The sequence below is a fragment of the Kribbella sp. NPDC051770 genome, from assembly GCF_040681455.1.
In the GTDB taxonomy this organism is placed as follows: Bacteria; Actinomycetota; Actinomycetes; order Propionibacteriales; family Kribbellaceae; genus Kribbella.
This window is the reverse complement of the sequence record NZ_JBFAYT010000004.1, coordinates 480,776-494,392: the sequence shown is the minus strand read 5'-3', so window position 1 is coordinate 494,392 and position 13,617 is coordinate 480,776. Positions and strand designations below refer to the sequence as shown.

The following is a 13,617-nucleotide window of genomic DNA, read 5'->3' as shown; positions in this document are numbered from 1 at the left end:
CGGTCAGGTTACCGGGCGGGAGCGCAAGACCGTAGCCGACGGAGGAATCCGCCACTACTGACAGCGCTCCCACCCCTACAGAACTAACCGATGCGGATCAGTCGGGAGCCGTGCGCGGGCACGTCCTGGGCGGTCCAGCTGTCCCACGACCAGCCCAGGCTCTTCCGGGCCACCAGGTCCCGGACCGGGCGCAGGTGACCGGCGCCGACCGACTTGAAGTCGACCTTGATGTCGGCCGGGGCCGAGCCGAGGTTGTAGACGGCGACGTACGTCTTGCCGTGCACGACCTTCTTCCAGACCTGCAGGTCGCCCGCCGTGACGCGGGTCGGCAGCACCGCGGACTGGTCCAGCGCGATCACCTCGGGGTTGGTGAGGATCTTGACCGCGGCGTCGTCGATGTTCTGCAGGTCGCCGCCGACGTACAGGGGTGAGGAGGCCATCGACCAGAACGTGAACACGGACTGCCGCTCGACGTTGCTGATGCCGTCCTGCAGGCCGGTGCCGCTGTTGTTCACGATCGGCATCGAGTCGAGGTCGCCGAGGTAGTTCGAGCGCAGGTGCGGCAGCCAGTTCGGCAGGTCCTCCCAGCGGTTGTCGACCGAACTCTCCCAGGTCGCCGTGGTGTCGCAGTAGCACTCGACGTCGGTGTCGATCCGGACGCCGTTCACCGACGGCCGCAGCCCGTCCGCGGCCGCGATGTCGACCGGCCAGGCGCTGCCGCTCAGCCAGATCTTCCGGCCGGACTTGTCGATCGCCTTCGAGTACGCCGCCATCTCGGCGACGCTGGACGGCAGGATCCCGTCGATCTTCAGGAAGTCCACGCCCCAGGAGGCGAACTTCTTCACCACCGAGTCGATGTACTTCTGCGCGCACGGCTTGGTGTAGTCGATCATCCAGTTGTCGCCCCACTTGTTCGCCGTGGTCAGCGGCAGGACGGTGATCTGCTGGACGGTGCAGCTGGTGCCGGCGATCGGCACGTTCTGGTCGTAGATCTTCTTCTCGAGGCCGATCGCGCCGTAGATGCCGAGCTTCAGGCCCTTGCTGTGCACGTAGTCGGCGACCGGCTTGATGCCGTTCGGGAAGCGGACCGGGTCGGCGCTCGGGATGCCGTTCGCGTCGCTGTTGGCCTGCCAGTCGCCGCGGGTCTTGCTCCACTCGGCGTCGAGGTTGATGTAGCGGTACCCGGCCGGCTTGAGCTTGGCCGCCATCGTGTCGGCGGTCTTCTTCACCCGGGCCTCGTCCATCCAGTCGCCGCCGTAACCCGGCGCCTTGGTCGAACCGATGCTCCAGCTGCTCCAGCCCATGAACGGCTGCGGGTGCGGTGCCTTCGCCTCCGCCGGCGCCGTGACGGCGACGGCCAGCAGCGGGGCGATTGCTGCGCAGGTGACTACTTTTCGGAGGGTCATGCCCTCGAACCTATGGTCATTACTTAACTCTGGCAACAAATAGGGTTTCTGTCGGTGCCGCGTTCTAGCATCGCCGGATGCCGTCGCTGGGTGTGGATTTCCGTCGTCTCTGGCTCGCCTACACGGTGAGCGCCGCCGGAAGTGCGGTCGGGTTCGGTGCGCTGCCGCTGATCGCCGTACTCGTGCTCGACGTGAGCACGTTCCAGGTCTCGCTGCTGGCCGCGTTGTCCGCGGTGGCGGGTGCGGCGCTGGCGCTGCCGATGGGCGACTTCATCGAGCAGCGGTACAAGCGGCCGGTGATGATCGCGGCGGACCTCGTCCGGTTCGCCGTCCTGCTCAGCGTTCCGGTGGCGGCGGCGCTCGACGTGATGACGTACGCGCAGCTGTGCGTGGTCGGGATCCTGCACGCCGCGGCGCTGATCGCGTTCACGGCCGCCAGCGGCGCGCACCTCAAGGCGCTGGTCCCGGCCGAGCAGCTCGGCACGGCCAACGCGCGGTTCGAGCAGACCGCGTGGATCACGCTCAGCGTCGGCCCGCCGGTCGGGGGCGCGCTGATCGGGCTGATCGGCGCGACGTTCACGCTGGCGCTCGACGCGGTCTCGTTCCTGCTGTCGGCGTTCGGGATCAGCCGGATCCGGCACCCCGAGCCAGTACCGGTACGGCGTACCGAGAAGGCCGACATCACGGCGGGCTGGCGCTACATCTGGCGGCAGCGCGGGCTGCGGGTGCTGTTCCTGAACTCGCAGCTGTTCGGCGGGCCGGTGATGATGACATCGCCGTTGCTGTCGGTCTTCATGCTGCGCGACCTCGGGATGCCGCCGTGGCAGTACGGGCTGGTCTTCGGGCTGCCCTGCGCCGGCGGGGTGCTCGGCGCGTGGGTCGCGCCGCGGCTGACGCCTCGCCTCGGGCTGCACCGGATGCTGCTGCTGTTCGGCGTACTGCGGGCGCCGTGGGTGCTGATGCTTCCGCTGGCGACGCCGGGAGTCGGCGGGCTGCTGGTGCTGATCGTGGCGGAGACGCTGATCATCACCGCAGCCGGCGCGTTCAACCCGTCGTTCGCGACGTACCGGATGCAGGTCACCGAGGACGGCTACATGGCGCGGGTGTTCACCGCCTGGTCGATCACCTCACGGGCCGTGCAGCCGGCGTTCATGGCGGTCGGTGGCGTGCTCGCCGGGCTGATGGGGATCCGGCTGACGTTCCTGGTCGCGGGGATCTGCTGCCTGGCCAGCGCCTTCGTGCTGCCGTGGCGGAGTGCGGCGTACGCCGAGCCAGTGCCGGAGGCGGCCTGAGCGTTGCGGTACGGTCCGGCGCATGGCGGATGCCGAACCGACGACCGATCGCACCAGCACGTTCTACTGGGTGTGCGCGGCGCTGTGCCTGGTGGTCACGCTGTTCCTGGCCGCCGACATCAGCAAGTCCAACAGCCAGTACGGCGCTGTCGCGTGGGCCGGTGCGGCGCTGGCCGCCGTACTGATGCTGGGTCTGACCGCCCTGTACGTCGCCTGCGCCACTGGTCGGCTGCAACTGCGCCGCCCGGTCACCGGGACGCTGACTCTCTTCCACGTCTCGACGCTGTGCGTCGTGGCAGCAGTCGGCGCCGACATCCTCATCCCGGCGCGCGACACCGGCTCCCTGGCGCTGCTGCTGCCCTGGGGCATCACGTACTGGCTCTACAACCTCAAGCCGGCCGAACCGACCAGCTAGTTGAGGTGGGCCCGCAGGTAGTCCATGTCGGCCTTCTGCCCGTTGTCTGCGTTCGGCGTCTCGACCACTACCGGCGCTCCCGCGGCCTTCACCACCGCGACGATGTCGGCAGGGTCGATGTGCCCCTGCTCGAAGTTGCTGTGCCGGTCGGCGCCCGACCCGAACTCGTCGCGGGATCCGTTCGCGTGCACCAGATCGATCCGCCCGGTGATCGCGAGCACTTTCTCCACGATCGTCGGCAGCTCCTCGCCGGCCGCGTGGAAGTGGCAGGTGTCCAGGCAGAACCCGACGTTCTCCAGCCGGTCGTTCCCCGAGGCCTGGACCGCCTCCCAGAGCCGCTCGATCCGCTCCAGCTGGCGCGCCATCGCGTTCTCGCCGCCGGCGGTGTTCTCGATCAGCAGCGGCACCGGCAGCTCGGCCCGCTCGATGCACTTGCGCCAGTTGTCGAAACCGGCCTCCGGGTCGTCCTCGTCGCCGACGTGCCCGCCGTGCACGATCACGCCCTTGACGCCGATCTCGGCCGACTTGTCCAGCGTCTGCTGCAGCAGCTTGCGGCTCGGGATCCGGATCCGGTTGTTCGTGTTCGCCACGTTCAGCCGGTACGGCGCGTGCACGTACAGCGCGACGCCCGCGGCCTCGGCGCGCTCCTTCAGCGCTTCCTCGCCGTCGGCGTACGCCAGCTTCGGCGCCTTGTAGTCCTGGGGGTTGCCCAGGAAGAACTGCACCAGGTCGGCTCCCCGGTCGGCCGCCTCGGCCAGCGGGTCTTCCTGATCGACGTGCGCCCCAAGCTGAAAACTCATGCACCCACCCTAGAACCACCCACCGACAGCCCGCCGCCGAGCCCGGACGGTGACGGAGTGCTGACCCGGAGTTGTCAACAGGCCCCGGGAGGTGGTCAGGAGACGGTCCGGCCGCTGGTATTCTTCTGGTGTGGCCCGGTCCAGCGACCGGGCTGCTTGCTTGGTTTCGGCGGCAATTGCCGGAGCCGGGTGTTCGCATCGCCCTCCTGCCACGGAGAGACCGTGGCCGCCAAGTCCGAAGGAGGTGGAGTTCGCGCATGCGTCGTTACGAAGTCATGGTGATCCTCGACCCGGAGCTCGAAGAGCGCACCGTTGAGCCGTCGCTCGACACGTACCTGAACATCGTCCGCAAGGAAGGTGGAACGGTCGAGAAGCTCGACATCTGGGGTCGTCGCAAGCTCGCCTACGACGTCAAGAAGAAGGCCGAAGGCATCTACGCCGTCATCGACCTGACCGCCGAGCCGGCTGTGGTGAAGGAGCTCGACCGTCAGCTCACGCTGAACGAGTCGATCCTGCGCACCAAGGTCATCCGGCCGGACCAGCACTGAACCCTGGGGTCGTCAGCAGCATCGGTACTGTCGGCGCCAGCCGCTACTGATAGCTGTGGACACAGACACACCCGAATGCAGGAGGAACGGTAATGGCAGGCGAAACCGTCGTCACACTGGTCGGCAATCTTGTCGACGACCCCGAGCTGCGGTTCACCCCGTCCGGTGCCGCCGTCGCGAACTTCCGGATCGCGTCGACCCCACGGACGTACGACCGGCAGTCCGGTGAGTGGAAGGACGGCGAGTCGCTGTTCCTGAGCTGCTCCGTCTGGCGGCAGGCCGCCGAGAACGTGGCCGAGTCGCTGCAGCGCGGTATGCGCGTGATCGTGCAGGGCCGGCTGAAGTCGCGTTCGTACGACGACCGTGAGGGCAACAAGCGCACGGTCTTCGAGATCGACGTCGACGAGGTCGGTCCGAGCCTGCGCAGCGCCACCGCCAAGGTCACCCGGGCCTCGCGCTCAGGCGGCGAGGGCGGCGGCAACTTCGGTGGTGGCGGCAACTCCGGGGGAGGGTTCGGCGGCGGCGGCAACCAGGCCCCGCAGAACGACCCCTGGGCGTCCCCGCAGGGTGGAGGCGGCGGCGGTCAGTCGCAGGCTCCGCAGAACGACCCCTGGGCGAGCCAGGGCGGCGGTTCCATGGAGGAGCCCCCGTTCTGATCCGCCGCAGGATCTCACTGTCACTCTGACCATTCCGGCACCCGTGCCGGGCTCTGCTAGGAGGAGAGCACCACAATGGCCAAAATCATCCGGAAGCCGAAGAAGAAGGTCTGCGGCTTCTGCAAGGACAAGGCGACGTACGTCGACTACAAGGACACCGCGCTGCTGCGCAAGTTCATCTCGGACCGCGGCAAGATCCGCGCCCGCCGGGTGACCGGGAACTGCGTGCAGCACCAGCGCGACGTCGCCACCGCCATCAAGAACGCTCGTGAGGTGGCCCTGCTGCCGTACACGAGCACGGCTCGCTGAGGGAGGTCCGAACCATGAAGCTCATCCTTGCGCAGGAGGTCGAGGGCCTCGGTAACCCCGGCGACATCGTCGAGGTGAAGGACGGCTACGGCCGCAACTACCTGGTTCCGCGTGGGCTGGCCATCGGCTGGACGCGCGGCGCCGAGAAGCAGATCCAGTCGATCAAGCGGGCGCGCGACGCCCGGGCGATCCAGGGCAAGGAGCACGCGAGCGAGGTCAAGAACCAGCTCGAGCAGCTCGGCGTCAAGCTGGACGTGAAGGCCGGCGAGACCGGTCGCCTGTTCGGCTCGGTCACCCCGGCCGACGTCGCCGGTGCGATCAAGTCCGCCGGTGGCCCGCTGGTCGAGAAGCGCGCGATCACGATCGGCTCGCCGATCAAGACCACGGGCAAGCACCAGGTCTCGATCCAGCTGCACCCCGACGTGGCCGCCACGGTCCGCCTCGAGGTCGTCGCGGTCTGACGCTCCACCCGTAGTACTGACAGGGCCCGGACTCCGCAGGGAGTCCGGGCCCTGTGTCATGTCATTCCTTCTTCGCCGTCGGCCAGCTCGCCGGGCGCGGATCGCTGCCCTGTGCGTTCGCGGGTTTCTTCACCGTCGGCAGACTCACCGGCCGCGGGTCCGACGAGTTGATCGACCCACTCGGCTTGTCGACCGTCGGCCAGCTGCTCGGCCGAGGCTCGTCCTCCAACCCGGCAGCTCCTGCCGACGCCGGGGCCAGCACCAGAAGCACGGACGCGCCGACCAGCGCCCAGCGTCCGGCCTTCACTTCTTGTCCAAGGCGTACAGAACGGTGCCGTGGACAACGATCGCGCGGTTGCCCGCGATCCCCCACGGCCGCGCCGCGTTCTTCGGCAGCTCGGTCAGCTTCCCGCCACCGGGCACGATCGACGACAGCTTCCCGCCCGAGTTCGCGTAGATCGTCGTACCGGTGACCGACAACGGGTCGAAATCCTCGAGAAGAGTCGTCTTCCGCCCGATGAAGTCGATGACGCACTCGCCGTACGCCGCGACCTTGCCGCTCGGGTCCGGCACCCACTTCCAGCTCGACACCCGGCGCGGATCCACCGCCTGGCAGGCCGCCGCGACCGACCCGTCGGCGGTCGAGCTCACCGTCGGGATCACCGCGTCCGGGTTCTTCGTGTTCCAGATGATCAGCGCGCGCCCGGGGCTGGCCATCGCGACGTGGTTGATCCCGGTCGCGCCCGGCGGCGGCTTCAAGGTCAGTTGCTGCAAGTCCTTCCCGGTTTGGCTCCAGTACAGCGGCCCGGCGTACCGCGCGATCAGCGCCTTGTCGCCCTCGGCCAGCAGCACGGTCGAGAAGCGCGGCTGGTTCTCCACCGTGTGCAGCTCACCGTTGCTGACCACGCTCGCGCTCGTGTCCCCGAAGGTGATCAGCGGCGACGTCCCGAAGAACTGCACGTCGGCGCCGTTCGGCAGCTCGATCGACGTCGGCTCGACGCCGTCGCCGGGGTAGTAGCGCAGCTCCTTCGGCGTCGCGATCGCGAGCACCGGCTTGGAGTCGATGGTGGTGTAGACCGGATCGCTCGCGTTCTTCGGGAGCTCGTCCTGGTAGAGCACCTTCCCGTTGCTGTCCAGGACGACGAGCTTCTGGTCCTCGGTCAGCACGGCGACCTCACTGCCGTCCGGCGACACCACGGGCGCGGACCCGTCGGCGATGTCGACCGTCCAGCTCGCGTTGCCGGTCCAACCGGGAGGCGCCGGCCGCCCGATGAACTGGTCCGGAACGATCCGCGGCAACGGCAGCTCGGGCAGCATCTTCACCGCCGACGGCTTCGGCTTCGCGGGGGTCCGCCCGACCAGCAGGTACGCCGTCGTCCCACCGACCAGTACGACGGCCAGCCCCGCCGCGGCGACGATCGGCCAGATCGGCTTGCGTTTCGGGGCCACCTCGATCGCGTCGACCTGGCCGTCGGGGTGGATCACCAGCGGCCACGACGACCCGTCGGAGTCGATCGCGGTCGCCTTCACCGGGCGGCCGAGCTGCCCGGCCCGCTCGGCGATCAGCGCGATCGCGGCCTGCCGCGGGTCGTGGTGGTTGACCGGGTGGCTGCGCCCGGCGATCTTCACCTCGGCGTTGTGGTCGTCGTACAGCCGAATCGTGACCTTCGGCCAGGACGGGATGCCCTTGTCAGCCACGGTCACCCCTCATCCAGGCCACGGAACTCCCTCGATCGTCGGCTTCACGGGGTCTCGTTCTAGCATGGCGACCGCCTGCAACACCTACCGAACACATGCTGCCGCCCAGGCATGCCAAGCCCCGAGCCGGCAGGCTCGGCTGACCCCGACAAGGGGGTAGAAACATCCTCGCCTGTGGATGGGTCACGCCCGTGTACCCCGTTAGCGAGACAATACTGTGGGCGACAGCCCGTGACACGCCGCGAGAGGAGGGGTCATGACGCAACCGCAGCACAACCCGTGGACGACGCAGCAGCCGCTGCCGCCCGGGCCGCAGCAATCCGCGGCCGGCCCCGGCCCCGAGGCGGGTCCACGGGGGCCGTCGGCGCCGCAGCACGGCGTACCGGCGCCCGCGGAGGACCAGCGGCTGCCCAAGTTCGCGATCCCCGCGGCCGACACCTTGTGGTGGGTCGGCGTGCACGGCGGGGCGGGCGAGTCGACGATGTCGCAGCTGCTGCCCGGGACGCGCGCGGCCGGGCACCGCTGGCCGATCCCGCCGCCACCGGTGCCGACTCCCGTCGTACTGGTCGCGCGGACGCACGGGTCGGGTCTGCGGGCCGCGCAGCGCGCCGCGATCGAATGGGCTTCCGGGGTGGTCCAGGGGGTCGCCGTGCTGGGGCTGGTGCTGATCGCGGACGCTCCCGGCCGGCTGCCGCGGGTGCTCGACGACTTCGCCGACATCGTCGGCGGCGGTGTTCCCCGCGTGTGGGACATCCCCTGGATCGAGGAGTGGCGAAGGGGGGAGGATCCCACGCCGGACAACACCCCTGACGAGGTTTTCGAAGTTCTCGAATCCATCTACGCTCTTCGCGCGTCAAATCCAGCGGACTACCCCGCCCCGTACTGAAAGGCTCTGTTCATGTTGGCAAAGACCATCCACCTGCTCGTCCCGCTCGTCGAAGACCTGCCCGACGACGTCACCGACAAGGTCGACACGGTGGTCAGCTGGGTGACGACGATCGCGATCGCGGTCTGCGTCCTCGGTGTCATCGTCGCCGGCGCCATGATGGCGATCGGCCAGCGCCGCGGCGAGGGCGGCGAGCACGCGGCCCGGCTCGGCTGGGTCCTCGCGGGCTGCATCGTGATCGGTACGGCCTCGGCGCTGGTCAACACCATCGTCGGATGACGACCCCGCCGCGCACCGCCCTGCACGGTTCGTCCAGGGGCTGATCCACGATGGCCTGGTTCAGTGGACGCGACTCTTCCGGTTCCGGAGACGACGGCAACAACGCCTCGGTCTGGGAGAGTCGCGGCTTCGTCGCGTCGGCGATCGTCATCGGGGCGGTCGTCGTGTGTCTCGTCGTCTGGCTGGTCGCGGGCGGCGCCCGGTCCGGTACGCCGGACAGCCGGCAGAGCCCGTCGGTCACGCCCACCCAGGTGGGCCCGACCGACGACTCCTCCGACGACCCCACCGAACCACCGGCCACCCCGGACCCGCCCAGCTCGACCCCGTCGGTGCCCCCCACCCCGAGCGGTACCGGGGGCTGCCGTGCGAAGAACCCGCCGCAGCGGATCCCGCGCGAGGCGCCGGGAGCGGTCAGCTGGCAGTTCGAGACGAACATGCTGATTCCCCTGCAGGCGCAGGGCGGACCGGCCGTCCAGGACGCCAAGGGGCTGCGCTCCTGCTTCGCCCACTCGCCGACCGGCGCCGTCCTGGCCGCGATGGTGACGCTGGGCCAGATCCGCAACCCCCAGCTCACCGAGGCCGTCCTGCGGACCCGGATCGCGCCCGGTGACGGGCGGACCCTGGCGCTGAAGGCGGTCCGTACCTCCCCGACCCCGCGCAACACCGGGCAGACCTCCCAGTTCACCGGCTTCAAGGTGATCGACTACCTGCCGAACCGGGCGATCATCTCGATCGCGGTCCGGCTGGACAGCCAGAAGGTGGCCGGCCTGCCGGTCACGCTGCTCTGGCAGGACAACGACTGGAAGCTGGTCCTGCAGCCGGACGGCAGCTTCAACGGCGCGGTCGCGCCGGACGTCCTGCAGTCGCTCGAGGGTTACGTCCGGTTCGGGGGCGCCTGATGATCTCGCTGGGCTGTTCCTGGGCGCCGTGGGACTGGGGCGACTGCATCTCGGAGAAGCTGGGCGACGCGCTGGAGTGGGCGATCGGCAGCCTGTTCGACCTGATCTTCGACGCGATCAAGGCGGTGGTGATCAAGGCCGTCGAGATGGTGATGAAGGCGGTCGGCACGCTCTGGATCGACATCGACACCCCGCAGTTCGGCAACAACAGCGCGGTCGCCTTCGTGCAGGAGCGGACGCTGTGGCTGCTGGTCCTGGCCGCGACGATCGCGATGATCGTCGGCGGCGTCCGGATGGCCATCGCCCAGCGCGGCGAGGCGGTCCGCGACATCGTCAAGAGCCTGCTCACGATGGTGGTCGTCTCGGCCGGTGCGGTGGCCTTCGCCAGTGCGCTGATCCAGGTCGCGGACAGCTTCTCGGAGTGGATCGTGGACGCGGCGATCTCGGCCGGGCCGCCGCCGCAGCCGATCCCGGGCGAGCCGACGCCGGAGGTGTCGACGTTCGCCACCCGGATCGGCGAGATCCTGGTGAACCCGCTGAAGACCGAGGGCGTCGGGCTGATGCTGGTGATCGTGATGGGCATCCTGATGGTGGTCACCTCGATCATCCAGCTGGCCCTGATGGTGATCCGGTACGGGATGCTGATCCTGCTGGTCGGGATCCTGCCGCTGACCGCGGCGGCCACCAACACCGAGGTCGGGATGATGTGGTTCAAGCGGTCGGTCTCGTGGCTGGCCGGGTTCATCCTCTACAAACCGATAGCGGCGATCATCTACGCGGCCGCGATCACGTTGATCGGTACGCCGGAAGGCGCGACGGACGAGACGCTGGCCGTGATCACCGGCGTCGCCATGATGATGCTCGCCGTCGTCGCCCTGCCGGCCATCCTGCGTTTCGTCTCGCCGAAGACCGGAGGCTGACATGCTGGCACTCCTGTGCGACGACGGCTGGGACGCCTGCATCCGGGACTTTCTGCTGGATGCCCTCACCCCCGCAGTCGAGGCGTTGATTAAGTTGATCTTCGATCCGATTCTCAGTGAGCTGGCCGAGGCCGTCGGCAGTGTGATGGGGACCATCGGGACCTTCTGGGTCTTCATCGAGACGCCCGCCGTCGGTGACACGCAGGGACGGCCGGACAGCGCGACGGTCGGCTGGCTGTGGGAGCACACCGCCTGGCTGGCGATCTTCGCGGCGATCATCGGCGTGATCGTCGGCGGCGCCCAGATGGCCTGGTCGCACCGCGGCGACGCGGCCCGTGACGTCCTCAAGTCCCTGTTCACGCTGGCGGTCGCCTCCACCCTCGCGATCGGCCTCGCGCAGCTGCTGATCAGCATCGGCGACACCTTCTCCAAGTGCATCGTCTCCACCGCGCTGAACACCGACGCGACCACCGGGTGGACCTGCACGATGGGCGCGGGCAGCCAGCAGGCGTTCGGCGACGCGATGATCGTGCTGTTCGGGCTGTCGGTCGCCCAGGGCGGTCTGCTCGGTCCCGGGCTGATGATCGCGATCGCGATCCTGACGCTGCTGGCGTCGGTGATCCAGGTCGTGCTGATGGTGGTCCGGTACGCGATGCTGATCCTGCTGCTCGGCGTGCTGCCGGTCGCGGCGGCCGCGACCAACACCGAGATGGGCCGGAACTGGTTCAAGCGGATCCTCGGCTGGCTGGTCGCCTTCATCCTGTACAAACCGGTCGCGGCGCTGGTCTACGCGACCGCGATCAAGCTGACCGGGGCCGCCTTCGAGGAGGGCGAGCGGAACGGCCCGCTGGCCTTCACCGCCCAGGATCCCGGGACGGCGATCATGAACATGATCACCGGCGTCACGATGCTGGTGCTCGCGCTGTTCGCGATGCCGGCGCTGATGCGGTTCGTGGCGCCGATGGTCGCGGCGACCGCCGGTGCCGCAGGTGCCGGTGGACTCGCGGCCAAGATGGTCGGTGCGGACAAGCTCGCGGACGGTGCCAGCAAGAGCACCTCGAGCGAGAGTGACGGCCCGTCCGGCTCCCGCAACGTCGGGCGCTCCGGCAGCAGCAACTCCTCCCCGCCGAGCTCCGGCCCGCGCGGCTCGCAGAGCTCCGGCCAAGCCAGCGGCAGTCGCGGCGGTGGCGGTGGCGGTGGCGGTGGAGGGGGCGGCGGCGGTGGAGGCGGCGGCGCCGGAGGCGGTGCAGGCGGTGGCGCCGGAGGCGGTGCAGGCGCAGGTGCTGGAGCCGGCGGTGGTGCTGGGGCCAGTGCTGGTGCCAGTGCTGGAGCAGCAGGCGGTGGCGCAGCGGCTGGTGGTGCCGCAGGTGGTGCGGCCGCCGGAGGTGCGGCAGCCGGTGCGGGTGCGGCGGCCGGCCCGGTCGGCATCGCGGTGGTGGCCACCGCGGCGGTGGTCAAGAAGGGCATCGACACCGCCAAGGACGTGAGCAGCGAGGCAATCGGCGACGACAGCGCGATGGATGAGGGACCAAGTGGCAGCGGCTGACAGCGTACGAACGGCGCCCAGGACGTACGGCAACTGGCGCGCGCCCGCCTCCGCGGGCATCGCCGGGATGGGCACTCTCGGCACCGCGATCATGATGTTCGGCCTGGTGATCACGATGATCGCCACCCTGGCCAGCGGGATCGGCGGTGCGCTGGTGTCGCTGTTGATCGTCGGTACGGCGCTGCTGCTGCTGATGACCAAGGACAAGCACGGGCACTCCGCCCTGCAGAGGCTCTCGACCCGAATTGGATGGCAGCGAGCGAAGATGGCCAGGCACAACGTCTACCGATCCGGACCCCTCGGCCGTACGGCGTGGGGCAAGTTCCAGCTGCCCGGTCTCGCCGCGGCCTCCCAGCTCAGCGAGTACCAGGACTCCTACGGCCGGCCGTTCGCGCTGCTGTTCTACCCGAGCACCCGGCACTTCACCGTGGTGATCAACGCCGAGCCCGACGGCGCCTCGCTGGTCGACGAGGACCAGGTCGACGTCTGGGTGGCGCACTGGGGGCAGTGGCTGGCCTCGCTCGGTCACGAGCCGGGCATCGTCGCCGCCTCGGTCACCGTCGAGACCGCGCCGGACACCGGGATCCGGTTGCGCCGTGAGGTCTCGCAGAACATGCAGGACGGGACGCCGGCGATCGCGCGGGCGATGCTGGCCGAGGTGATCCAGACCTACCCGGAGGGTTCGGCGCTGGTGTCGGCCCGGGTGGCGCTGACCTTCAAGGGCACCGACCGGAACGGGAAGCGGCGCAAGGAGGACGACATGGGCCGCGAGCTCGCGTCCCGGTTGCCGGCCCTGACCCAGAGCCTGAACTCGACCGGCGCGGGCGCGGCCCGGCCGGTCACCGCGCAGGAGCTGTGCGAGACGATCCGGATCGCCTACGACCCGGCGGCCGCCGTACTGATCGACGAGGCGCGTGGGCAGGGCATCGCGCCGGAGCTGCAGTGGACCGACGTCGGCCCGGCCGGGGCGCAGTCGTTCTGGGACAAGTACCGGCACGACAGCGCCTGGTCGATCACCTGGCAGATGACGCAGGCGCCGCGCGGCGAGGTGTTCTCCTCGGTGCTGTCCCAGCTGGTCGGGCCGCACCCGGACATCGACCGCAAGCGGGTCACCCTCCTATACCGGCCGCTGGACGCCGCGACCGCGGCCCGGATGGTCGAGGCCGACAAGCGCAACGCGTCGTTCCGCGCCACCGCGTCCTCGCGGCCGTCGGCCCGCTCGATGGCCGAGGCCCGGGCCGCCGACCGGACGGCGCAGGAGGAGGCCCGCGGTGCCGGCCTGGTGAACTTCGGCATGGTCGTGACCGGGACGGTGATGACCGCCGAGCAACTGCCGGACATGGTCGCCGCGATCGACAACCTCGGCGCCACCGCCCGGGTGCTGCTGCGGCCGGCGTACGGGTCGCAGGACTCGGCGTTCGTCGCCGGGCTGCCGCTCGGTGTCGTGATGCAGAGCCACCTGTCGGTGCCGGCGGGGCTGCGGGAAGCGCTGTGAGCCGACG

Annotated in this window: 16 protein-coding genes; 12 read left to right on the top strand and 4 right to left on the bottom strand. The window is 69.6% G+C overall.

Annotated features, from left to right (window positions below):
• Positions 1-83: 83 nt before the first annotated feature.
• Positions 84-1,406, bottom strand: a complete 1,323-nt coding sequence (locus tag AB0M01_RS17225; RefSeq protein ID WP_363670355.1) for a glycoside hydrolase family 27 protein — start codon at positions 1,404-1,406, stop codon at positions 84-86.
• Positions 1,407-1,483: 77 nt separating this feature from the next.
• On the opposite strand from AB0M01_RS17225, the gene AB0M01_RS17220 reads away from it, so the two are divergent.
• Both AB0M01_RS17220 and AB0M01_RS17215 read left to right on the top strand, forming a co-directional pair.
• A complete protein-coding gene (locus AB0M01_RS17220; protein ID WP_363670353.1) occupies positions 1,484-2,698 on the top strand; it encodes an MFS transporter in 1,215 nt (404 codons plus the stop codon).
• 22 nt (positions 2,699-2,720) lie between these two features.
• A complete protein-coding gene (locus tag AB0M01_RS17215; protein ID WP_363670351.1) occupies positions 2,721-3,113 on the top strand; it encodes a hypothetical protein in 393 nt (130 codons plus the stop codon).
• Here AB0M01_RS17215 and AB0M01_RS17210 read toward each other — a convergent pair.
• On the bottom strand, positions 3,110-3,913 hold the full coding sequence (locus AB0M01_RS17210; protein ID WP_363670349.1) for a deoxyribonuclease IV: 804 nt from the start codon (positions 3,911-3,913) through the stop codon (positions 3,110-3,112). The two genes, AB0M01_RS17215 and AB0M01_RS17210, sit on opposite strands and share 4 nt — an antisense overlap.
• 257 nt (positions 3,914-4,170) lie before the next feature.
• On the opposite strand from AB0M01_RS17210, the gene rpsF reads away from it, so the two are divergent.
• From rpsF to rplI, 4 genes are all read left to right on the top strand, one after another.
• On the top strand, positions 4,171-4,461 hold the full coding sequence (gene rpsF, locus AB0M01_RS17205) for a 30S ribosomal protein S6 (protein ID WP_344177900.1): 291 nt from the start codon (positions 4,171-4,173) through the stop codon (positions 4,459-4,461).
• Between the two features lie 92 nt (positions 4,462-4,553).
• Positions 4,554-5,117: a single-stranded DNA-binding protein gene (locus AB0M01_RS17200; protein WP_363670346.1), complete on the top strand. Its 564-nt coding sequence runs from the start codon at positions 4,554-4,556 to the stop codon at positions 5,115-5,117.
• A 75-nt stretch (positions 5,118-5,192) separates the two neighbouring features.
• Positions 5,193-5,426, top strand: coding sequence for a 30S ribosomal protein S18 (gene rpsR, locus AB0M01_RS17195; protein ID WP_012924539.1), 234 nt, complete (start codon positions 5,193-5,195; stop codon positions 5,424-5,426).
• A gap of 14 nt (positions 5,427-5,440) precedes the next feature.
• The gene (gene rplI / locus AB0M01_RS17190; RefSeq protein ID WP_363670343.1) at positions 5,441-5,887 is read left to right on the top strand and encodes a 50S ribosomal protein L9; all 447 of its coding nucleotides are present in this window, start codon (positions 5,441-5,443) and stop codon (positions 5,885-5,887) included.
• Between the two features lie 61 nt (positions 5,888-5,948).
• Here the strand turns inward: rplI and AB0M01_RS17185 are convergent, their stop codons facing one another.
• Entirely contained in the window at positions 5,949-6,194 is a 246-nt protein-coding gene (locus AB0M01_RS17185; RefSeq protein WP_363670340.1) for a hypothetical protein, read from the bottom strand.
• The gene (locus tag AB0M01_RS17180) at positions 6,191-7,591 is read right to left on the bottom strand and encodes a hypothetical protein (protein WP_363670338.1); all 1,401 of its coding nucleotides are present in this window, start codon (positions 7,589-7,591) and stop codon (positions 6,191-6,193) included. The genes AB0M01_RS17185 and AB0M01_RS17180 overlap by 4 nt, the downstream gene beginning before the upstream one ends.
• Positions 7,592-7,841: 250 nt before the next feature.
• Between AB0M01_RS17180 and AB0M01_RS17175 the strand changes: the two genes are divergently transcribed.
• From AB0M01_RS17175 to AB0M01_RS17150, 6 genes are read left to right on the top strand one after another with little or no spacing between them, the layout of a single operon-like run.
• On the top strand, positions 7,842-8,471 hold the full coding sequence (locus tag AB0M01_RS17175; protein ID WP_363670336.1) for a DUF6668 family protein: 630 nt from the start codon (positions 7,842-7,844) through the stop codon (positions 8,469-8,471).
• Between the two features lie 12 nt (positions 8,472-8,483).
• A complete protein-coding gene (locus AB0M01_RS17170) occupies positions 8,484-8,750 on the top strand; it encodes a TrbC/VirB2 family protein (RefSeq protein WP_363670333.1) in 267 nt (88 codons plus the stop codon).
• Positions 8,751-8,800: 50 nt separating this feature from the next.
• Positions 8,801-9,649 (top strand): hypothetical protein, encoded by an 849-nt coding sequence (locus AB0M01_RS17165; protein ID WP_363670330.1) that lies wholly within the window; start codon positions 8,801-8,803, stop codon positions 9,647-9,649.
• Positions 9,649-10,569 (top strand): type IV secretion system protein, encoded by a 921-nt coding sequence (locus AB0M01_RS17160; RefSeq protein ID WP_363670328.1) that lies wholly within the window; start codon positions 9,649-9,651, stop codon positions 10,567-10,569. Before AB0M01_RS17165 ends, AB0M01_RS17160 begins: the two co-directional genes overlap by 1 nt.
• Before the next feature lies 1 nt (position 10,570).
• The gene (locus tag AB0M01_RS17155) at positions 10,571-12,115 is read left to right on the top strand and encodes a hypothetical protein (RefSeq protein ID WP_363670326.1); all 1,545 of its coding nucleotides are present in this window, start codon (positions 10,571-10,573) and stop codon (positions 12,113-12,115) included.
• The gene (locus AB0M01_RS17150) at positions 12,102-13,610 is read left to right on the top strand and encodes an SCO6880 family protein (RefSeq protein WP_363670324.1); all 1,509 of its coding nucleotides are present in this window, start codon (positions 12,102-12,104) and stop codon (positions 13,608-13,610) included. The genes AB0M01_RS17155 and AB0M01_RS17150 overlap by 14 nt, the downstream gene beginning before the upstream one ends.
• The last annotated feature ends 7 nt before the right edge of the window (positions 13,611-13,617 follow it).